Source organism: Streptococcus sp. ELY_86 (assembly GCF_058314495.1).
On the sequence record NZ_JBZFUK010000005.1, the window covers coordinates 76,839 to 98,652 of the forward strand.

General features: G+C 42.7%; 18 protein-coding genes and 3 pseudogenes. 10 read left to right on the plus strand and 11 right to left on the minus strand.

Annotated features, from left to right (window positions below; genetic code table 11):
• The gene (locus tag AC4HAN_RS07870) at positions 1 to 816 is read right to left on the minus strand and encodes a PTS mannose/fructose/sorbose transporter subunit IIC (protein ID WP_491092028.1); all 816 of its coding nucleotides are present in this window, start codon (positions 814 to 816) and stop codon (positions 1 to 3) included.
• Positions 817 to 911: 95 nt separating this feature from the next.
• Positions 912 to 1,904, minus strand: coding sequence for a PTS sugar transporter subunit IIB (locus tag AC4HAN_RS07875; RefSeq protein ID WP_491092029.1), 993 nt, complete (start codon positions 1,902 to 1,904; stop codon positions 912 to 914).
• On the opposite strand from AC4HAN_RS07875, the gene AC4HAN_RS07880 reads away from it, so the two are divergent.
• Complete coding sequence (locus AC4HAN_RS07880) at positions 1,888 to 2,175, plus strand: hypothetical protein (protein ID WP_491092030.1); 288 nt, start codon at positions 1,888 to 1,890, stop codon at positions 2,173 to 2,175. The two genes, AC4HAN_RS07875 and AC4HAN_RS07880, sit on opposite strands and share 17 nt — an antisense overlap.
• 62 nt (positions 2,176 to 2,237) lie before the next feature.
• On the opposite strand, the gene AC4HAN_RS07885 is transcribed toward AC4HAN_RS07880, so the two are convergent.
• The 4 genes and pseudogenes from AC4HAN_RS07885 to rnhC form a co-directional block, all read right to left on the minus strand.
• Positions 2,238 to 2,708, minus strand: coding sequence for a hypothetical protein (locus tag AC4HAN_RS07885; RefSeq protein ID WP_491092031.1), 471 nt, complete (start codon positions 2,706 to 2,708; stop codon positions 2,238 to 2,240).
• Between the two features lie 322 nt (positions 2,709 to 3,030).
• Positions 3,031 to 5,236, minus strand: a pseudogene (recD2, locus tag AC4HAN_RS07890) (SF1B family DNA helicase RecD2); the annotation flags it as partial.
• Between the two features lie 83 nt (positions 5,237 to 5,319).
• Positions 5,320 to 5,907 (minus strand): signal peptidase I, encoded by a 588-nt coding sequence (lepB, locus tag AC4HAN_RS07895; RefSeq protein WP_491092032.1) that lies wholly within the window; start codon positions 5,905 to 5,907, stop codon positions 5,320 to 5,322.
• 13 nt (positions 5,908 to 5,920) lie between these two features.
• Positions 5,921 to 6,817: a ribonuclease HIII gene (gene rnhC, locus AC4HAN_RS07900; protein ID WP_491092033.1), complete on the minus strand. Its 897-nt coding sequence runs from the start codon at positions 6,815 to 6,817 to the stop codon at positions 5,921 to 5,923.
• Between the two features lie 208 nt (positions 6,818 to 7,025).
• Here rnhC and AC4HAN_RS07905 point away from each other — a divergent pair, with 208 nt between their 5' ends.
• The 4 genes and pseudogenes from AC4HAN_RS07905 to trxA all read left to right on the plus strand — a co-directional run.
• Entirely contained in the window at positions 7,026 to 7,331 is a 306-nt protein-coding gene (locus AC4HAN_RS07905) for a hypothetical protein (RefSeq protein ID WP_491092034.1), read from the plus strand.
• Positions 7,328 to 7,873, plus strand: coding sequence for a CvpA family protein (locus tag AC4HAN_RS07910; protein WP_491092035.1), 546 nt, complete (start codon positions 7,328 to 7,330; stop codon positions 7,871 to 7,873). Before AC4HAN_RS07905 ends, AC4HAN_RS07910 begins: the two co-directional genes overlap by 4 nt.
• Positions 7,874 to 7,943: 70 nt before the next feature.
• The gene (locus AC4HAN_RS07915) at positions 7,944 to 10,274 is read left to right on the plus strand and encodes an endonuclease MutS2 (protein WP_491092036.1); all 2,331 of its coding nucleotides are present in this window, start codon (positions 7,944 to 7,946) and stop codon (positions 10,272 to 10,274) included.
• Between the two features lie 70 nt (positions 10,275 to 10,344).
• Positions 10,345 to 10,662: pseudogene (gene trxA, locus AC4HAN_RS07920) on the plus strand (thioredoxin); the annotation flags it as partial.
• A gap of 566 nt (positions 10,663 to 11,228) precedes the next feature.
• Here the strand turns inward: trxA and mutY are convergent.
• Entirely contained in the window at positions 11,229 to 12,392 is a 1,164-nt protein-coding gene (gene mutY, locus AC4HAN_RS07925; protein WP_491092037.1) for an A/G-specific adenine glycosylase, read from the minus strand.
• A 1,338-nt stretch (positions 12,393 to 13,730) separates the two neighbouring features.
• Here mutY and rpsF point away from each other — a divergent pair.
• The 3 genes from rpsF to rpsR are packed head-to-tail and all read left to right on the plus strand — an operon-like array spanning position 13,731 to position 14,806.
• Entirely contained in the window at positions 13,731 to 14,021 is a 291-nt protein-coding gene (gene rpsF, locus AC4HAN_RS07930; protein ID WP_491092038.1) for a 30S ribosomal protein S6, read from the plus strand.
• 17 nt (positions 14,022 to 14,038) lie between these two features.
• Positions 14,039 to 14,530: a single-stranded DNA-binding protein gene (locus AC4HAN_RS07935; RefSeq protein ID WP_027975348.1), complete on the plus strand. Its 492-nt coding sequence runs from the start codon at positions 14,039 to 14,041 to the stop codon at positions 14,528 to 14,530.
• Between the two features lie 36 nt (positions 14,531 to 14,566).
• Positions 14,567 to 14,806: a 30S ribosomal protein S18 gene (rpsR, locus tag AC4HAN_RS07940; protein ID WP_000068664.1), complete on the plus strand. Its 240-nt coding sequence runs from the start codon at positions 14,567 to 14,569 to the stop codon at positions 14,804 to 14,806.
• A gap of 31 nt (positions 14,807 to 14,837) precedes the next feature.
• Here the strand turns inward: rpsR and AC4HAN_RS07945 are convergent, their stop codons facing one another.
• The 4 genes and pseudogenes from AC4HAN_RS07945 to AC4HAN_RS07960 all read right to left on the minus strand — a co-directional run bounded on the left by AC4HAN_RS07945 (position 14,838) and on the right by AC4HAN_RS07960 (position 17,791).
• Positions 14,838 to 15,539, minus strand: a complete 702-nt coding sequence (locus AC4HAN_RS07945) for a hypothetical protein (RefSeq protein ID WP_491092090.1) — start codon at positions 15,537 to 15,539, stop codon at positions 14,838 to 14,840.
• Positions 15,537 to 15,863: pseudogene (locus tag AC4HAN_RS07950) on the minus strand (LytTR family transcriptional regulator DNA-binding domain-containing protein); the annotation flags it as partial. The pseudogene AC4HAN_RS07950 and the gene AC4HAN_RS07945, both read right to left, overlap by 3 nt.
• A gap of 93 nt (positions 15,864 to 15,956) precedes the next feature.
• Positions 15,957 to 16,622 carry a DUF1129 domain-containing protein gene (locus tag AC4HAN_RS07955; protein WP_491092039.1) on the minus strand — a complete coding sequence of 222 codons (666 nt, stop codon included), beginning with the start codon at positions 16,620 to 16,622 and terminating at the stop codon, positions 15,957 to 15,959.
• Between the two features lie 224 nt (positions 16,623 to 16,846).
• The gene (locus AC4HAN_RS07960) at positions 16,847 to 17,791 is read right to left on the minus strand and encodes a magnesium transporter CorA family protein (RefSeq protein WP_491092040.1); all 945 of its coding nucleotides are present in this window, start codon (positions 17,789 to 17,791) and stop codon (positions 16,847 to 16,849) included.
• Positions 17,792 to 17,921: 130 nt separating this feature from the next.
• On the opposite strand from AC4HAN_RS07960, the gene uvrA reads away from it, so the two are divergent.
• A complete protein-coding gene (gene uvrA, locus AC4HAN_RS07965; RefSeq protein WP_491092041.1) occupies positions 17,922 to 20,750 on the plus strand; it encodes an excinuclease ABC subunit UvrA in 2,829 nt (942 codons plus the stop codon).
• A complete protein-coding gene (locus tag AC4HAN_RS07970; protein ID WP_491092042.1) occupies positions 20,743 to 21,804 on the plus strand; it encodes a M24 family metallopeptidase in 1,062 nt (353 codons plus the stop codon). Before uvrA ends, AC4HAN_RS07970 begins: the two co-directional genes overlap by 8 nt.
• Positions 21,805 to 21,814: the final 10 nt, after the last annotated feature.

The window sequence follows — 21,814 nt, forward strand, 5'->3', positions numbered from 1 at the left end:
CTAGTAGTCTTCTAAGATGTCGCCGATTGGATCTCCGGAACTGCCGGCTGAACCACCGTTACCGGAACCGCCTTGTTTTGAAAGGTTGAGGTAAATAAGAGCCATAGCAACACCAATTGCACCAAGAGCGATTAAAGTTAGATCGCTAAGGGCAGCGAAGACAAAACCGAGAACGAAGAACGGCCAAACTTCACGAGTTGCCATCATGTTGATAACCATAGCATAACCAACGGCAACAACCATGCCACCGCCGATTGTCATACCATCTGCCAGCCAGTCAGGAATCGCATTGAGCATTGATTGTACAGTTGATGTAGGAAGAGCGAGCAGAAGGGCTGCGGGAACAGCGATACGAAGACCTTGCAGGAGAAGGGCAGTGAAATGGGCACGTTCTACCCCAGCGATGTTACCATTTTTAGCGGCCGCATCAGCACCATGAACGATTGCGACGGAAAGAGTCCGGACGATCATGGTAAGGGCAAGTCCGGCAACAGCCAATGGTACGGCAACAGCAGTTGCGACACCGATACCGCGTTGGCTAAAGTTACCGCCTTTTATCATGATGATAGCGGCAGCAGTTGCAGCTAAAGCAATATCCGGTGCAACTGCGGCACCAATATTTGCCCAGCCGAGAGCAATCATTTGAAGTGAGCCACCTAGGATAATACCTGCTTCAAGATGGCCTGTCACCAAACCGATTAATGTACATGAGACCAGCGGTTGGTGGAATTGAAATTGGTCGAGAATACCGTCCAGCCCTGCGAAGAAGGCGACGATAACGACTAAAATCATAGAAATAATAGAAATATCTGACATGTTTCTACATCCTTCCTTTTTGATTAAGTTATAAGTGAATTGATAAGGACGACGAGAAGATAACGGGTCTGTTTCAAGGAACAGTCACCTTATCTTTACTGTACGTGGGCTTTTTCAATGAGTTCAAACAAGTCTTTTTGAGAGTCGTTTGGCACCTTGCGAACATCAAACTTCACGCCTAAATCGCGGAGTTTTTCGAAGGTTGCGACGTCATCTTTATCCATGGAAATAACATTGTTGACCATTGTTTTTCCGGTTGAGTGAGCCATTGAACCGATGTTTAATTCTTTGATCGGCACACCGCCTTCGATCGCTTCAAGAGCTTCTTGAGGTGTTTCAAAGAGAATCAGGGCATGTGTATTGCCAAAACGTGGATCTTTGGCTGCTTCAATCAGTTTTTTGATTGGAACAACATTAGCTTTAACACCGCCTGGTGCGGCTTGTTTGATTAATCCTTTGCGCAGCTCGTCCTTGGCTACAGTGTCAGATGCTACAATGATACGATCAGCTTTGGAAGCCGGCGTCCAGTTGGTAGCTACCTGTCCATGCAAAAGACGAGTGTCAACACGGGCAAGATTGATCTTGAGTTTACCATCACCGATAACCGTTCCTTCGGGGATGGCACCTTGAGGCGCCACGCTTGCAGCAGCGGCAGCAGGAGCTGCGTCTTTGGGCTGCAGCTCTTCAGGGAGGGCTTTGACACCGTCCTTAGCCTCTTTAATAATATTTGCAGCTACCTTTTCAACCCCTGCAGAAGCATCCATCATGCGTTCTGTATAGGCTTGAATCAGCATAGGCAAATTGAGTCCGGTGATGATTGCAAATTTACGGTCAGGATTTTCTTCCATGACACGGCTGGCCTGATTAAATGGAGAACCGCTCCACAAGTCAGCCAGAACTAAAATCTCATCATCCGCATCGAATGCAGCAATTGCATCGTTGAATTTGGCATAAAGGTCATCAGGTCCTTCACTTGGCATGAAAGTCACAACTTGAACTTTCTCTTGATCGCCAAAGATCATAGAACCAGATTGATGAATACCAGCGGCAAACTCACCATGACTGGCGATAATGATTCCGATAGCCATTCTTGTTCTTCCTCCTTATAAAAATTTTTTCTCAATTAAAAAGAATAATGTTCCTTGGATAAAGTCACAAAATTCTCCTTTGTTAAAGAAATTTAAGAACATTATTATTGTAAAACGTTTTCATGAAAAAAGCAATAGCTTTTTTATAAAAAAAGGCAAAAAACGGCAAAAAACAGCAAAACTGCCCATTTTACACGGGAAAAATTTTCAGAAAAAGACAGTGTTAATTTTAATTTTGCCAGAAATAGTGGCAGATAATGACAGATTTTAAAACTCCAGACCGTCAAAAAAAACCGAGGACATAGCCCCAGCTTTTTGTATTGCTTAAAAAGATTACTCTTTTTCTTTTCCGGCCAGTGTTCTTGCTTTTTGGATAGCGTAAAAATACAGAACAATATAGGCAACTTGAATCAAGAGCGCAATGACTGACAATTGGTTGAAAATCACGAAATAAACGATGTTAAAGGTTGACAGTGCAATCCCTAAATAATAAGGAATTGAGCTGACAGACTGTCCTTGCTTTAATTTTGATAAGTTGATGAAGCAAAAAACAGCGATAGCGATATTGATAATAAGCGTGACAACAGTAATCATAATGGCTGTTGATGTGATGGATTGTTTGAGGGCAGCTAACTGCTCTGCGGTTAACTTGTATTGATCAATTTTTCCGCTTTGAATAGCTTGGCGCAGGGAAAAAGCGCCAAGTATGCCCCAAAGTCCTAAAATAATGCTCAAGGTATTGAGAACAGCAACGACAATTGTGCTGGTCTTCAGCGACTGCCTCACTTTTTCGTATGATACCATATAAACCTCCTAAAAATAAAAAAGCCTGTGTCTTATGACACAAGCCTATTTTAACATAAACTAAAGCTGTTGAAAATAGATGAAAAGGGTATTTTGCAGTCTTTCAGACTGTGTTTGCAAAAATACATTGCCATGATCATTTTGTCCTAAAAATAAGTAAGCTACTTTTTAAAGAAAATCTCAAAATCAGCTTGTGACAGACCGATCATAGGGTCGATAGTCAGCAGATTGTTTTCGGTCAGGATGAAGGCATCTTTTTTGGGAACCTGCAGGTTTTCACCGCCTTGTTCCGTCTTCTCCAAGACTGCCGAAATTTGCTTAGTTTCCGGGACTTTAAATCGTTGGACAAGATAGGTCCGGCGCACGGTTCCCTGATTCTTAACGGCATAATCAAAGGCTGCTATTTCACCCAGCATTATCAGTTTGCTTTTGGCGCGTGTAATGGCAGTATAAACGAGGTTGCGCTGCAGGAGGCGTCCTCCCTGACGCGTGATAGGCAGAATGACGACTTTAAACTCGCTGCCCTGAGATTTATGGATGCTCATGGCATAGGCCAGTGTGATCTTGATCCAGTCACTGCGAGGATAGGAGACTTCTGTGCCTTCAAAGTCAATGACAATTTCGTCCTGCTTGGATTCAGTGTATTTTGCAGGCATCAAATCAGTGATGTAGCCGATATCGCCGTTAAAAACATTGATTTCGGCATCATTGACCAAATGAAGAACTTTGTCACCCTTGCGAAAATGCAGGTCATTGAACTGAAATTCCTGCCGTCCGGCTAAGGGATTGAGGAGCTCCTGCATCAATGTGTTAAGGTTGTTAATGCCTGCCTGTCCGCGGTACATAGGAGCCAGAATTTGAACGCCCTGGGCAGCAATGCCGCTTTTAAGAGCAGCTTTGACAATCTTAGTTATCATTGGAGGAATGTGGCTGCTCTGTGCTTCAAAATAAGAACGATCCGCTTTTTTTTCTGTAAAATCAGGAGGAAGAATGCCCTGCCGAATATGGCTGGCCAAAGTAACAATGGTCGAATCTTCGGACTGTCTGAAAATTTTAGTCAGTGCTACCTGCGGCAGTGAATGAATTTTCAGTAAGTCAGCCAGGACCTGCCCAGGACCGACAGAAGGCAGCTGATCGCTGTCACCGACAATAATGACCTGTGTGTCTGATGCGATAGCGCTGAACAGCTGATTGGCCAGCCAGGTATCTACCATGGAAAACTCGTCAATAATAATCAAATCACAGTCCAAGAAATCTTCGAGTGCTTGGTAGTCGCTGTCGCTGTTTAAACCCAGATGGCGGTGAATCGTCGCACTGGGAAGACCTGTTAATTCGTTCATGCGTCTGGCTGCCCGGCCGGTTGGCGCAGCCAGAATAATAGGAATATCGCTGCTGTCAAGATCAATATTATGAAGACTGGCATAGGCTTTAATGATGCCGTTAATGACCGTTGTTTTTCCTGTTCCTGGTCCGCCGGTTAACAGAAAGACTTTGTTTTGCAGCGCTTTTTGGATAGCTTCTTTTTGAGTGGCGTCATAGTGAATAGTGAAGTCTTCCTGAACATGTTTGATTTCAGCTTCAATATCTGTATCGTTGACAGGTTTTTGCAGCGGCTGTTCAAGAATACGGGAGAGGTGCTTTTGAATACCAACTTCCGCATAGAAAAGCGTATTATCAAAGATTTTAGTGTCAATATTCTGCACCTTATCCTCGGCAATCAGCCGGCTCAGCTCCTCAGCCACCTGACTGGGATCAAGTTCGATTTGTCTAGCTTCTTCAAGAATAAAAATGGCCTTTTCCAGCAATTCTTTAGCTTCAATGTAAGTGTCTCCCTGATTGATGGAGGTTTCCAAAAGAGTATGGACTAAAGCTGCACGAAAACGCTGGGGAGCATCACTTTCAATTCCCAGCTGCTCAGCTAACTGGTCCGCCAGTTTAAAGCCGATTCCCTGAATGTCCTCAACCAGCTGATAGGGATTTTCATTGATGATATCCAGACTGTCTTCTCGGTAATGATCAAAAATCTGGACGGCAAGTTTAGTGCTTAAACCATATTCCGCCAGCTTGGCCAGAATTTGTTCGGTACCGTAATTGATTCGCAGCTTGCTGACGAATTTTTCCCGGTTGACTTTAGAGAGACCGGCGATACTGCTTAGTTTGCTGGGATCTTTTAAAATTTTATCAATGGGTTCGTCACCGTACAGCTGGATAATTTTTTCAGCAGTTTTTTTTCCGATGCCCTTGAAATGTTCGCTGGAAAAGTATTTAATCAAGCCGGCAGAAGAAGGTTTAGCGCGCTCGTAGCGCTCGACCTTCAGCTGTTCGCCGTATTTGGGGTGCTGGGTCAACTCTCCCCAAAAGGTGTAATTTTCTCCTTCGATCACATCGGCAATGGTTCCGGTGACAATAATTTCAAAGTCATCAAAATCACTGTCAGTATCATCAATTTCCAGAAGAATAATCTTAAAAAAATTACTGGCATTTTCGAAAATGACACGTTCGATAGTGCCTGAAAAATAATAGGTCATAGCAGTTCCTTATAAAAAATCGAGAGCGGAAATAACCTCAAAGCTGTCTGAGTTTTCCTGCTCCCGTTTAGTTGAAAGTCTTCTTATTTATTTGAAATAAAACGGACAGCGTTGAGCGGCCAGAAGCGGAATTTCACTTCTCCCACCAGCTTATCCTTGGAAAAAGTTCCGACTTGGCGGCTGTCTTTGGAGACAATGCGGTCATCGCCCAAAAGAAGATAGCGGTTTTTGGGCACTTTAATGGTAAAGCTGGCATTTCCTTGGCTGTCCGTTGTAAATGCGGTGGATTTTGAAGCCAATTCTTGGAAATAGGGATTGTAAGAATAAGTATTGTACAGTCTGTCCGCAGCGAATTTTTTCTTATACTGTTTCAGATAGGTTTCATCCGCTTTTTTACCGTTGATAGAAAGCATGTCATTTTCATAGGTGATAGTGTCGCCGGGCATACCGATAACACGTTTTACGATATGTTTATTACCTTCAGTGGCAACGACAATATCAAAGTGTTCAATAGATGCTGTTTTCACAACGATAAGATGTTCTCCGTCAGCCAAAGTAGGGTCCATCGAGTGGCCGTCCACCTGAACAGGGAACCAGACAAAGAGACGCAAGAGTCCGAAAACGATCAAGAAGGACAAAAGGAGTCCCCATTCTTTTAAAAAACTTTTCATGATACCATCCTTATTATTTTAGTAATTGATAGGCTTTTTCTGTATTTTTGAAATGGAGCTTGGCTGCATGCCTGAGCCCGTCTTCTCCATAAACTTTTAAAATCTGACTGGCTGTCCTATCAGATTGGGAACCTGCACCGCTGGGCAGATTAAAGCCGATTTCCTGACTTAAAGCAGCAAGATTGTCTAAAAAGAGCTTGCGGGCAATGATAGAACTGACAGCGACTGCCAGATATTTTCCTTCTGCCTTTTCTTCCAGACTGATAGGGTTGGGAAAACGATTGGCCTCATGCTTCACATATTTTTGATAATTATTGAAGCTGGTGAAGGCGTCAATAACAATTTTATCAGGTGCGGCTCCTTCTTTCAAAAGCAGAAAGATGGCCTGATTGTGCATGGCTACCTTAACAGAAACTGCATTGTGCCTGTGCTTGGGACCTACTGCCTGATTGTATTTTTGAGGCGTCAGAAGCAGAGCCTTATGCGGTATTTTTTCCTCTAATAAGGGCGCAATCTGGCGAATTTTAGCATCTGTCAGATTCTTAGAATCATCTACGCCTAACTTTTTTAGAAAGGGACCGTCAGAGGACCGGACAAAACTAGCAACCACTGCCAAGCCGCCAAAGTAAGACCCGTTTCCCACTTCGTCAGAACCAATGAAAGAAAGATTTTTGCTGCTTTGCTCATCTTGATGGGCAGGCTCGGCCTGAAAACCTAAAGTGTGAGCAGTTTCTGAAATGTTTTTTCCTTGGAAAACAACCTTGCCTGAGGTGTAAATCAGGATTGTAGTCTCTTTAAACTTGGCAGCAAAACGAACGTAAGAATTGCTGTTTTGAATGCGAAAGCTACTGAGTTTTTTGATCAGGTCTTGGACAGCCTTTTCATCGAGCTTCAGAACAAAAGTATTCATAAAATATATTTTAGCATAAAAAAGCAAATCTTTGGAATATTCTAATGTGATATGGCTGATAAAAGCGCGATTAAAATTTTTGTAAAAAATTTTTAAAGGAAAAAATCTTCTGTTTTTCCTGCCTGAAAGGGATTTTGGGAGAGAAATTAAAAATTCTCTAATTTACGAAAAAAAGATTTTACGCTATAATAAAATTCGAGGTGGACTTATGACAAGTAAAAATCGTTACAAATTCACGTTTGGTGAAAAAACATTAACCCTGACAACCGACAAAGACAATCTCTTTATGGAAGAGATTGAACGGGTTGCGAAAGAAAAATATGATGCCATTAAAGAAAAATTGCCTCAGGCCGATGATGAAACGATTGCCATCTTGATGGCTATCAATGCCTTATCGACCCAGCTCAGCCGAGAAATTGATTTTGATAAAAAAGAAGAAGAGCTGGAAAAATTCAGAACGAAGGAACTGTCTATTTTGAAAGGCCGGGCACAGCGAAGCGGAGATAAAAAATGATATCGCTTTTGATTCTCTTGCTTTTAGCTTGGAATTTTTATATTGGCTATCACCGCGGTATTATCTTACAGACTTATTACTTTACAGCCAGTCTGATTTCGCTGGGAATCGCTGCAGCATATTACAAACCTCTGGCTCAAGTGCTGACACTTTGGGTGCCCTATACTAATGCCAGTGAAGGGGCATCTGTCACTTTTTTCAGTTCAGTAGGTTTGTTTGAATTGGATCAGGTATTTTATGCGGGCTTGTCCTTTTTTAGCCTTTATGTTTTGGCTTATCTGATTTTTCGCCTGCTTGGTATTTTTGTGCACTTTGTCAGGCTGGATCGTTTTGAGAGACCCGTTTTTGCCTGTGTCAGCGGCGGTTTAGCCGTTTTGGTGACCATGCTGTCATTCAATCTCTTTTTCAGCATTTTGGCAACTATACCTGTCGATGCGGTCCAGAATTTTCTGGCAGGAAGCTGGGTGATTCGTCTGTTGATTAATTTTCCTTTGCTTTCATGGATGGTCAATCATTTTTGGATAGCTGCTGTATTAAAGTGAGGTTCGGCCTCACTTTTTTACTGCGGTTTTTAGTGTCCGGCATTTTGCTGCATTGTGGTATAATAAGGCCATGAATACAAAGATTTTAACGGCCTTGGAATTTGATAAGGTAAAAAAACAGTTTGCCGGTTTTCTGCAAACCGAGCAGGGACAAACAGAACTAGACAGCTTACTGCCGATGGCTGATAGGGCTAAGATAGAGCGTTCTTTTGAAGAGGTGGCAGATGTTGAGCAGATTTATCAGGAATACGGCTCTTTTGGGCTGGGACACAGTCAGGATATTTCTGAGAGTTTGCGCCGCTTAGAATTGGGAGCTGATCTCAATATTCAAGAACTCCTTGCCTTTAAGCGGATTTTACAGCTGTCGGCTGAAATGAATGACTTTTACCATAACTTAGAGAATGTTTCATTAACCGCTTTGAATCGTGTGTTTGAAAAAATTGAGCGTTTTCCTGATCTGCAAGGAAGCCTGCAGGCGATTAATGACAGTGGCTTTATCGAGGATTTTGCCAGCCCGGAATTAACGCAGATTCGTCACAAAATTCAGCAAAATGAGCAGCAGATCCGTCAGATTCTTCAGGAAATGTTAAAAAAACAAGGTGACTTGCTGGCTGAAAACCTTATTGCCAGCCGCAGCGGCCGCAGTGTTTTGCCTGTCAAAAACACTTATCGCCACCGGATTGCAGGTGTCGTTCATGATATTTCGGCTTCCGGCAGCACGGTTTATATTGAACCCAGAGCTGTTGTCAACCTCAATGAGGACATGACACAGGCGCGTGCTGATGAACGCCACGAAATGATGCGGATTTTACAGGCCTTATCGGACAGGCTGCGCCCTGAGACAGCTGCCATCAGAAATAATGCTTGGCTGCTGGGGCATCTTGATTTTGTGCGTGCCAAGTATCTTTATATGAGAGAGTATCAAGCGTCTATTCCCAGCTTGACCGCTGACAAAACCATTCAGCTGCTGGGCGTCCGCCATCCTCTCTTAACGCATCCGGTCGCTAATGATTTGCATTTTGGCACGGATACAACTGCTATCTTAATTACCGGCCCCAATACAGGCGGTAAGACGATTATGCTGAAGACACTGGGAGTAACTCAACTTATGGCTCAGTCAGGCCTTCCGATTCCGGCTGATCAAGGGAGCAAGACCGCTGTCTTTAAAGAAATATTTGCTGATATCGGTGATGAACAGTCCATTGAACAAAGTCTGTCGACTTTTTCAAGCCACATGACGCATATCGTTGATATTCTGCAGACCGCTGATAAGGACAGCTTGGTGCTTTTTGATGAACTGGGCGCAGGGACAGACCCGCAGGAAGGTGCAGCCCTGGCTATGAGTATCTTAGAACACCTGCGTCTGTCGGATATCAAGACAATGGTGACCACACACTATCCCGAACTTAAAGCCTACGGTATTGAGTCGGATTATGTGGAAAATGCCAGCATGGAATTTGATATGGTAACGCTGAGTCCTACCTATCATTTCATGCAGGGAGTGCCGGGGCGTTCCAACGCCTTTGAAATAGCCCGCCGTCTGGGTCTGTCAGAAATTATTGTTTCAGATGCCGAAAATATGACAGATACAAACTCTGATGTCAACCGGATTATTGAACGTTTGGAAAATCAGACCATTGAAAGCCGCAGGCGTCTGGACAATATTCGTGCGGTTGAACAGGAAAATCTCAAGTTTAATCGTGCTGTCAAAAAACTTTATAATGAATTTTCACATGCCAGAGATAAAGAATTGGACAAAGCAAAAGCTCAAGCTCAGGATATAGTTGATAAGGCTTTGGCAGAAAGCGACAGCATTCTCAAAAACCTCCATGCTAAATCACAGCTTAAACCCCATGAAGTCATCGAAGCCAAAAGGCAGCTTAAAACCTTGGCGCCTGATATTGATTTATCTAAAAACAAGGTCTTAAAAAAGGCTAAGAAAAAACGAGCAGCCCGGGTAGGAGATGATATCATCGTCAGCAGCTACGGACAAAGAGGAACTCTTGTCAAGCAGCTTAAGGACGGCCGCTGGGAAGCACAGGTCGGACTAATCAAAATGACTTTGCAGGAAAGTGAATTTGATTTAGTTAAACGAGACAGTGCCAAGAATCCTCAGAAAAAACACGTTCAGGTGGTCAAAAGAAGTTCTCAAAAGGCTCCTCGTGCTCGGCTTGATCTGCGCGGTAAACGTTATGAAGAGGCTATGCAGGAGCTGGATGAGTTTATTGATCAGGCACTGCTCAATAATATGGCTCAGGTAGATATTATCCACGGAATTGGAACAGGTGTTATCCGAGAAGGTGTCACCAAGTATTTACGCCGCAATAAGAATATTAAAGAATTTGGCTATGCCCCGCAAAATGCAGGCGGTTCAGGAGCAACAATCGTTACCTTCAAATAGCGTAGCAAATATTAGGCAAATGATATCTTTTAGTGTAGAATAGGCTTATAAAAAACAATGGAGGAAAAACACTATGACAAAAGCAGTCACAGATACAACCTTTGAAGCAGAAACAAAAGACGGTCTTGTTCTTGTTGATTTCTGGGCAACTTGGTGCGGTCCTTGTCTCATGCAGGCTCCCATCCTTGAACAGCTTTCAGAAGAACTGGACGAAGACGAACTCAAAATTGTCAAAATTGATGTTGATGAAAATCCTAATACAGCACAGCAGTTTGGCATCATGAGCATTCCAACGCTTCTCTTTAAGAAAAACGGCGAAGTTGTTAAACAAGTAGCCGGTGTTCATACTAAGGATCAGCTTAAGGCAATTGTAGCCGAGCTTGGTTAATGAGCTGTATTGCTATCAGTAAAGAAAGATTGAGACGAAAGTCTCGATCTTTTTAGTTTATCTTTGTAACTTAATTTCATAAAAATAACACCCCAATCGTTAGATTTTGTGTCCAACTTTTGGGGTGCAGGTCATTTCTCAGAGCTCTTTTTTAGGAGATTTTACCGCAGTCGTAGACCTTCAGGCCGTACGAATACGTATGCAACAGCTACTGTCAGCTTAAACGGCAAAGCCGTGAGAAGATGACTAGCAGCCGCTGCTATGAAAAAGATACGCTCACTGTTTGAGCTTTAGCTCCTTACAGTGATGGGTACCGAGCCATGTTTGGTGAAAATTTTACATTAGTTGTTACTATTTTAACAGCAAAACAGCCCAACAAAAGTTGGGCCGTTTTTAGGAGATTTATGAAAAAGAAAAGTTTTGGGAATCCTATTGCTAGGATGACTCTAGTATAGAGGTGCTTCCTTAAGACAGGCTTAAAGAATTCTTTCAGAAAGCTTAAATAACATTTTTTAGTCAGTCAAAGAACATTTCTGAGATGATTTTGCAGGGACAGGCAGGTGATTTTAATATTTTTTGGAGTCTATAGTTTTCAAATAGGCTTCTATCATTTTTTTCTGAGGTGTCGCCATGGGAAAACGGTCAAACTCTTTAGCAGAAACCCAGCGAAGCTCATGTTTGGCTGGCAGACTGTCGCTTGCCGTGAATCCTTCTGCTAGCTCAATTTGCCATTTTTGATGGCTGAAAGTGTGTTTAACAGTTTTAAAAACCTTATCAGACCAATCAACTGTCAGCTGATAATCCTCTGTAAAAATCTGTTTTTGCGACTGCGTTTCTAAAACAGTGGCTTCATCATTTTCAAAGAGATTCAGCTGCCGGCTGATAAAGTCCGTTTCCAGAAGCGGAAATGTCCAAAAGCCTTCCAACAAACGCCCCTTGTTATTTTTTTCGAGCAGAAAATCACCCCTTTGGTTGCGGATGACAAAGGCCTGGATCTGCACGGGACGCGGCTTTTTCTTAGGCAGTTTAATCGGGTACTTGTCCATTGTCCCGTGGAGATAGGCAGCGCTGAAAGAGCGGACAGGACTTTCTTCCGGCCGTGGATTTTTAGCGGCTTCAATATCTGTTCCCAAGTCCATCAGAGCCTGATTAAAATCTCCGGGGCGTTCCGGATCAATAAGTATTTGGGTGATAGTTTGAAAAATCTTACGATTTTTAGGATTGCCAATATCATAGTCAACTTCAAAGAGCCTGGCCATCACCCGCATGACATTGCCGTCAACTGCTGGTTCTGGCAGGTCAAAAGCGATACTGGCAATAGCTCCAGCTGTGTAAGGACCGATTCCTTTTAGTTTAGCAATAGCATCATAAGTATTGGGAAAGTAACCGCCATGCTTTTCCATAATTTGCCGGGCAGCGGTCTGCATATTGCGCACACGGGAGTAATACCCCAAACCTTCCCAAGCTTTAAGTAATTGTTCTTCGGGTGCCTGAGCCAAATCCTGAATGCTTGGAAACCAGTCCAAAAAACGTTCATAGTAAGGGATGACTGTTGTCACCTGAGTTTGCTGGAGCATAATTTCAGAGACCCAGATGCAGTAGGGATTTTTTGTCCGGCGCCAGGGCAGATCACGCTTTTCCTGATCATACCAAGCTAATAATGTTTTTCTAAAGGAAGCAATTTTGTCTGCTTTCCACATTTTGATACCGTAATCATTTAAATCTAGCATAAAACTATTGTAGCAGATGCTGATTTATTTTCCAAAAAAGTCATATTTTTAATAGTTTTATCTTGACAAATGTAAGCGGTTACGATAAAATGAATTTAGAAAAAAGATAAGAAATCATTAACAATAAGGAGGAATTCTTATGGTAAGATTGAATATCGCACGGTACAAAAACGGAGATTAAATATTTCTATAAACCATTAGTTTTTTGTTAAATAGGAGGTGGCGCTTATGTTAATCCTTGATGTAGGTCGCTATAAGAACGGTGACAAAGAATAGACGGTAGGCAGTAACTTTACAAATAATGTTTTATTGTAGATGTGATAAACAAGCAAGAGGACAGTTGAAGATTATAATCGGGATATGAAGAATAAACGACCAGAGACGATTGTACGAAAAAAAGAAGTTTTGGGTGGTCATTATTTAAAATCCTTACAAGTAAATGCTCGCGAGCAGAGTCCTCTGCTTTAATAAATAAGAATAAAGTTATGGTCGACAATCTAGGTAGATATTTAGGTTGGAGAGCTCAAAGACCTAGTAATTCTTAAATAGAATATTAAAGGAGGTCTACCATTTTAGAGATAAATCAGAAAGACTATGAAAATAGTGAATAACTCCTTGGAAATCAAAAAGTGCAAAGGAGAAGTCCAATGACACTTTGATTGTAAAAGCAGAAGGAACCCCGGCGATGAGCGTGTAAATCGTCGGGGTTTATTGTATGGACTGAAGCGTGACTCTTATGATTAAGAATTATGAGAGTGAGAAAAAAGTGTCTAATTCTCGTCTAACTACTTGATCTTAAAGTAAATGATGGCATAAATCCCTATTAGGAGGCATTCTAAGAGACCAAGGCCGGCGCAAATATAGCGCACAGTTTTGCTGGGAGTTGTTGAACCAATTCTTGCTAAAGTTGAAAAGCTAACTGATACAATAAGCATCACTATTATTGAAAGGTAAAGTTTTTTCATTACATTGTATGCCCTTATTCCCAATCTTCTAAAGTTCCTTTAAAACTTCTTATTATAATGGTGATATTTTAGCACTTAAACTTTTCCTAATCAACTTTAAATAGAAAAAGTAACTTAATTGATATAAGTTGGGAAAAGAGCGTGATTTTTGTTAATTAAATGTTTGAAAAATTTAACAAATTAAAAACTATTGGATTTATAATACCTTTTTCTTGCGGTATGAAAGATATAGTGGGATTTACGTATTGCAGAATGGAAATATTATTTTTCCTTGCATTTGTTCTATAATTTTTGTATAATAGTATTTCGTGAGTATCCCTCACTTACTCATGGCAAAGACCGTGGGTCATTAGTCCAAAAGGAGGAAAAATCAATGGCAAAGTACGAAATTCTTTATATTATTCGTCCGAACATTGAAGAAGAAGCGAAAAACGCTTTGGTAGAACGCTTTGACGCTATCTTGACCGACAACGGTGCAACTGTTGTTGAATCAAAAGATTGGGAAAAACGCCGTCTTGCATACGAAATCCAAGATTTCCGTGAAGGACTCTACCATATTGTCAATGTTGAGGCTGAAGATGCTGTCGCTCTTGACGAGTTTGACCGTCTTTCAAAAATCAACGGCGATATTCTTCGTCACATGATCGTTAAACTTGACGCTTAAGAAAGTAGTGGTCGTTTATGATTAATAATGTAGTACTCGTTGGTCGCATGACTCGTGATGCTGAGCTTCGTTACACCCCAAGTAATCAAGCTGTTGCAACTTTCACGCTTGCGGTTAACCGTAATTTTAAAAATCAAAATGGTGAACGTGAAGCTGACTTCATTAACATCGTGATTTGGCGCCAGCAGGCTGAAAATTTAGCTAATTGGGCTAAAAAAGGCACCCTGCTTGGAATTACAGGCCGTATTCAAACCCGTAATTATGAAAATCAGCAGGGTCAGCGTGTTTATGTCACAGAGGTTGTTGCCGATAATTTCCAAATTTTGGAAAGCCGTGCTACACGTGAAGCTCAGTCTGGCAGCTATAATGCCGGCGGCAATTTTGGCGGAAGTAACTTTTCTGCTCAGCAGGATGCTTCACAATCGCAAACACCAAACTTCGGCAGAGATGAAAGTCCATTTGGAAATTCCAATCCAATGGATATTTCGGATGACGATCTTCCATTCTAATGGAACGAATACAAAAATATAAAGAGGAGAAAATACATGGCTCAACAACGTCGTGGCGGATTTAAACGCCGTAAAAAAGTCGACTATATCGCAGCTAACAAGATTGAATATGTTGATTATAAAGATACTGAATTGCTTAGCCGTTTTGTTTCAGAGCGCGGAAAAATTCTTCCACGCCGCGTAACAGGGACTTCAGCTAAGAACCAACGTAAAGTAACAACAGCAATCAAACGTGCTCGCGTTATGGCACTTATGCCTTTCGTAAATGAAGACTAAGAAAAAGAGAGTGATTTTTATCACTCTTTTTTTAATACTGAATAACAGCTTCTCCAAAAGCGACGGTACCTGTCAGTGCAACGGATACGAGATCGTTGCTGCCGGCGTTGTGGCTGCCTGAATAAGAAATGGAGGCAAAAGGTGTGCTTGTTTTATTGACGATACGCCAGTTGCCGGGGATGCGGATATTGGTCTGACCAAAGGCGATATCAAGCCGGATTTCAGGAGAGTCTGTCATAAACTGTGCCTGCGTGAAATCAATTGACTGCTCGCCAAATTTCGTGTTGATGTAAACATTGGTTAGTTGCTTTGAGGTTACATAAGTAGTGTTTTCTGAAAAGAATGTCCTAAGATAGAGGTCGGTTTCGTTGTCAATATAGTTGGCGCTTTTTTCATCGTCAAAATGGCGGTGCGATGTGCTTTTGCTTTTATAGGTATAGGAACTGCGGGGAACAATCAGATTATGCAGCACGACACCGATAAGAACAAGACCTGCAAAGAGCGGACCGGTGGAGTAGGTGAAGTGGAAGAGATCTTTAAGGTAAATGCTTAAGAATCCCAATCCGATAAAGAATAAAACGAAATTATGGCTGCTGATTCCAAAGAAAGCAAAAAGCAGGGCTAAAACCAGCATGCCATCAAGGATCAGATGCAGAGCGGGAAAGAAAGCGATAACGATAAAATAAACAGCAAGCAGCAATAGCAGCAAATACCAAGAATATCCTTTTTTCATGATAAACTCCTTTTTCATAATTAATCTTTGTAATATTTTCGGAAAATCCAGGTTGTTTTGGCTGAATTTCTGAAGCTGATGTTGGGGTGGATGAAAAAGATTTGTTGATGGCAGAAATCTCAAGACTGTTGGCAATCTGACTCTTGCCGATTTGCTGGAAATAATCAGGCAGCAATTTCATGTTGTGATGAAACCAATATCTGTATGTGTAAAAAGAAAATGTCTTTTCCTGAAAATACCTCAACTGACTGATGATTGGAATTTAAGAGAATTTCCATCACACCAAGCAGCCACCCTGTCATCAAAAATATATCTTGTCTCCATGTATTAACTATAGCATAAAAATCTCTAAAAAAGGCCACTTTCTTTCTAAGTGGTCATTTTTTATGTCTCAGCTGTCATATTCAGCGGTAAAAACTATTTTGCACTTTGCTGCGGAGCCAAAGCATTTTCGATGTTATATTTTTTCTTAAGAAGGTAGCGAATACCAAAAGCAATAGCTCCCAAAATAAGTAGTGTCAGTCCTGAGAGCTTAGGGTTGATTGCTGCCGGTAGCAGGCTTGATGCTGTATAGAGTATCATCCAAAAGAGCATAAAGAGAATTAAAATGCCAAATGATTTCAAAAAACTCGGACGCTCTTCTTTAGGTTTTCCGGAATGCCGATAAACAAAGTAATAGCTTGCAAACATGACTGCTCCGCCGCCAAAACCGATAAAGAGGATTGAGACGATGCCATAGGTTGGTGTTTGTTTGTTGAAGAAATTTAACAGCCCTGTTATTAAAGCGACGATGGCAAGGAAAAAGAGAGACGTATCCAGCCACATCAGCCAGGGATTGGTGTTTTTAGGAGCGGCTTTGCTTGCTCTGTCTTCATCATTTTCAATAAACTGAGCTGCCCAGACACTAGGTGCACCAAGGAAAGAACGGGCAGGAATACCCTGTTTTTGCTTTTCCAAGATATCCGGCAGGTGTTCTTCGAGAATGGCTTTGATGTCTTCATCGGATCTACCTGCTTGGATTAATTGGTGAGTGACGATGCTGATAAATTCTTGATTCTTTTTGGTGAGGTTTTGTAAATCCATGGGTTAGAATTCTCCTGTTTATAAAAATCTAAGTAAAAATATAATGGGGAAAGGCAGGCTGCCACTTTCAGCAGCCGATTCGGCATGAAAGAATAGCTTATACCGCCCAGAAGGGCAAATCGATATTATTTGACCCTCTGCACCAGTAAATGGGTAAGGCATAGCGCAGATAGCGGATGCCGCAGACTGGCGAGACACTTTTAGTGTCTGGCAGTCTTACCCATTTAGAACCATTTCTTCCTAATAAAGTAAATGACAACGATTGAACTCATGGCTGCCGCGATTAAAACGATATACCAGAAAGCGTGCTCCATACCGTTTAGAGGCAGCCAGTTGTTCTGGAAGTTCATGCCGTAGGCAGAAAAGATAACGGTTGGTATATCAAGGGCCATGGTCATCAGCGCCAAAGTCTTCATAATGGTGTTTTGGTTGTTGGAAATGATGGAGGCAGAAGTTTCTGTCATAACATTAAGGACATTTTCATAAATACCCGCCATCTCAATCGCCTGCTGGGTCTCAATCAGGGTGTCTTCCAGCAAATCTTCGTCTTCAACATACTTTTTGAGACTGGATGTGCTGCCGGAGAGCTTTTTGACAATACGTTCATTGAGCTTAAGAGAAGCTCGCAGATAGACAATAGACTTTTCCAGCTCCATCATGTCAATCAGCTGCTCATTGCGTGTCGCTTTTTCCAGCTGTGCCTCAATTTTATCGCTTTGGCGATCGATCGAACGAAGGGCCGTCAGATAGAGTCCTGCGTTTCGGTACAGAAGCTGAAAGACAAAGCGTGTCTTCATAAAAGTGTAAAAATTGCGTATCCGATGATTCAAGAAATTGTCAAAGAGTGTCAAAGGCTCTAAACAAGTCGTGATAACCGCTGTTTGAGTGACAATAATTCCCAAAGGAATCGTAATATAGTAACTGCGGCTGTTGCGCTCTTCGGATGTAGGAACGTCAACGATGATCAGTGTATAATTATCTTCTATGGAAATCCGGGATGTTTCCTCGACATCGAGCGGTGCCCGCAAGTCGGTGATATCAATGTTGAAATTTTCGGCAACCTGCAATGACTCTTCCTGGGAGGGGTTGACCAAATTAATCCAAGCACCCGGCTCGAATGTTTCAATTTCTTTGAATTCTGTTGCTGTTGAAAGAAACATTTGCTTCATGACAAGCCCTCCTCTTCATTTGATTAATGCATACTGTTTTATTATACTACATTTGAAACATTTTGGGGCAACTGATTCTTAAATATTTGATATAATAAGAAGATAATACTAGAGAGAAGGCTCAATTATTATGCAGGATAAATTAATTATTCACGGAGCGCGTGCTCATAACTTGAAAAATATCGACGTGGAGATTCCGCGCGATAAGCTGATCGTTATGACAGGCCTGTCGGGATCCGGGAAATCAAGCCTTGCATTTGATACCATTTATGCGGAAGGACAGCGTCGCTATGTTGAGAGTCTGTCAGCCTATGCCAGACAGTTCCTGGGAAATATGGATAAGCCTGATGTGGATTCTATTGACGGTCTCAGCCCTGCCATTTCCATAGACCAAAAAACAACCAGCAAAAACCCGCGCTCAACTGTGGGAACAGTCACAGAAATCAATGACTACCTGCGGCTGTTATATGCACGGGTCGGTGTGCCTTACTGTAAAAACGGCCACGGTGCGATTACAGCTTCATCTGTGGAGCAGATTGTGGACCAGGTTTTGACTCTGCCTGAGCGGACGCGCATGCAGATTTTAGCTCCTATTGTCCGCCGAAAAAAGGGACAGCACAAGTCTATTTTTGAGCGTATTCAAAAAGATGGCTATGTCCGCGTGCGGGTTGACGGTGATATTGTTGATGTGGCAGAAGTACCTGAACTCTCCAAAAGCAAGATGCACAATATTGAAGTGGTTGTTGACCGCTTAGTACAAAAAGAGGGCATTCGCGGCCGGCTGTTTGATTCGATCGAAGCAGCTCTGCGCTTGGGTGACGGCTATGTGATGATTGATACGATGGATGGCAATGAATTAATCTTTTCGGAACATTATTCCTGCCCTGTCTGCGGCTTTACGGTACCTGAGCTGGAACCGCGCCTCTTTTCTTTCAATGCTCCCTTTGGTTCCTGCCCGACCTGTGATGGTCTGGGGATCAAATTGGAAGTGGACTTGGATTTAGTGATTCCGGATGAGTCAAAGACCTTGAGAGAAGGAGCGCTTGCCCCTTGGAATCCTATCTCGTCCAATTATTACCCAGAGATGCTTGAGCAGGCCATGACAGCTTTTGGCATTGATATGGATGTTCCTTTCAAAGAGCTGTCGGATGAAGCTAAAAATCTGATTTTATATGGCTCTGACGGCCGAGAATTCCATTTTCACTATGAAAATGAATTCGGCGGTGTCAGAGATATTGATATTCCTTTTGAAGGCATTGTCAGCAATATCAGCCGCCGCTATCACGAAACCAACAGCGACTTTACCCGCAATGTCATGCGCGGCTATATGAATGAGCTGCCCTGCGCAACCTGTCACGGCTACCGCCTCAATGATCAGGCGCTCTGCGTGCGTGTAGGCGGTGAAGACGGACTGAATATCGGTCAGGTGTCTGATTTATCCATTGCCGATCATCTGAATTTACTGACGCACTTAGAGCTGTCAGATAACGAGAAAACCATTGCCACGCCGATTGTCAAGGAGATTAAAGATCGCCTGACTTTTCTCAACAATGTCGGGCTCAGTTACCTGACGCTTTCGCGGTCGGCCGGAACACTTTCCGGCGGTGAAAGCCAGCGAATCCGTTTGGCAACCCAAATTGGTTCTAATTTGAGCGGTGTTCTTTATATCTTGGATGAGCCTTCGATTGGTCTCCACCAAAGAGACAATGACCGCCTGATTTCAAGCCTTAAGAAAATGCGCGATCTGGGCAATACCTTAATTGTGGTGGAACATGATGAAGATACCATGATGTCAGCTGACTGGCTGGTTGATGTAGGACCGGGGGCCGGCGCTGCAGGCGGAGAAATTGTAGCTTCCGGTACCCCTAAACAGGTTGCAAAAAATAAAAAGTCTATTACCGGACAATACCTGTCCGGCAAAAAGAAGATTCCTGTGCCGCTTGAGCGCCGCAGAGGAAACGGGCGATTTATTGAAGTGAAGGGAGCTGCAGAAAATAATCTGCAAAATATCACTGTTAAGTTTCCTCTGGGGAAATTCATTGCTGTAACAGGTGTTTCAGGATCCGGAAAGTCAACCCTTGTCAACAGTATTTTAAAGAAGGCTATTGCGCAAAAGCTTAACCGCAATTCTGAAAAGCCTGGGAAATACAAGTCCATTTCTGGCATTGAGCATATTGATCGCTTGATTGATATTGACCAAAGTCCTATCGGACGCACACCGCGGTCAAATCCGGCAACTTATACCGGTGTGTTTGATGATATCAGGGATTTGTTTGCTCAAACCAATGAGGCTAAAATACGAGGTTATAAAAAGGGGCGCTTCTCTTTCAACGTCAAAGGCGGACGCTGTGAAGCCTGCTCGGGTGACGGCATCATCAAGATTGAAATGCACTTTTTGCCGGATGTCTATGTGCCTTGTGAGGTCTGCCATGGAACGCGTTATAACAGTGAGACTTTGGAAGTTCATTATAAAGAAAAAAATATTGCACAGGTGCTGGATATGACGGTTAATGATGCCGCAGAATTTTTTGCACCGATTCCTAAGATTGCCCGTAAGATTCAGACGATTAAGGATGTTGGCCTTGGCTATGTAACTCTCGGGCAGCCGGCAACAACACTGTCAGGCGGTGAAGCTCAGCGGATGAAACTGGCCAGCGAACTCCATAAACGCTCAACCGGCAAGAGCTTTTACATTTTAGACGAGCCGACAACCGGTCTTCATACCGATGATATTGCCAGACTTCTGAAGGTTCTGGAACGTTTTGTTGATGATGGCAATACGGTGCTTGTCATTGAGCATAATTTGGATGTGATAAAAACAGCAGATCACATTATTGATTTAGGCCCTGAAGGAGGAGTCGGCGGCGGTCAGGTTATTGCGACCGGCACACCGGAAGAAGTGACTCAAGTGCCGGAAAGCTTTACAGGTCAATATTTGAAAGGTAAATTAAATGAATAAGAGGCTGCTGAGATTTGAAGAAAAACTGTCCCAGTCGCCGGCAGATGCTGTCTTGGTGACCGGGCAGAATAATATTTACTATTTAACTGGTTTTTGGGGGACTGCAGCTACAGTCTTTATCAGCCCTAAACGCAGGATTTTACTGACCGATTCGCGCTATACGCTGATTGCCAGGCAATCCGTTTCAGATTTTGATGTTGTTGAGACGCGCTCGGCTCTGAGTAAAATTGCTGAAATCATCAAGGCAGACGGTTTAAGTACAATCGGCTTTGACAGTCAGGTGACTTACAGTTTTTATCAGCAGCTGGAAGAAATTTTTGCCGGTTATCACCTGCATTCCATGACTAATTTTGTTGAAGAGCTGCGTATGATTAAAGATGCTGATGAAATTGAAACTGTTCGGTCTGCCTGTGCCATTTCTGATAAAGCATTCTTGGACGTGCTTGATTTTATCAAACCGGGACAAACAACTGAGCTGGACGTGGCTGATTTCTTAGATTTTCGCATGAGAAAATACGGTGCAAGCGGTGTGTCCTTTGAAACGATTGCGGCTTCCGGCCATCGCTCTGCCATGCCCCACGGAGCAGCTTCAGAGAAGGTTATTCAAAAGGGTGAGACGCTGACTCTTGATTTTGGCTGCTATTACCATCACTATGTGTCTGACATGACCAGAACCGTTCATATTGGTCAGGTGACAGATGAAGAGCGGGAAATCTATGATATCGTGCTGACAAGCAATCAGGCTCTTATTGCAGCTGCTAAGGCCGGAGTGACTTACCGTGCATATGATCGCATTGCGCGTGAAGTGATTGATTCTGCCGGATACGGAGCGTATTTTACGCATGGCATCGGCCATGGAATTGGTCTGGATATTCACGAGATTCCTTATTTCGGGAAATCTGATGAAGCTATTCAGGCAGGAATGGTTCTGACCGATGAGCCCGGCATCTATCTGGAAAACAAATACGGTGTCAGAATTGAAGATGATCTTCTGATTACAGAAAATGGCTGCGAGGTTCTGACTCAGGCTCCGAAAGAATTAATTGTTTTATAGGAGAAAAGAG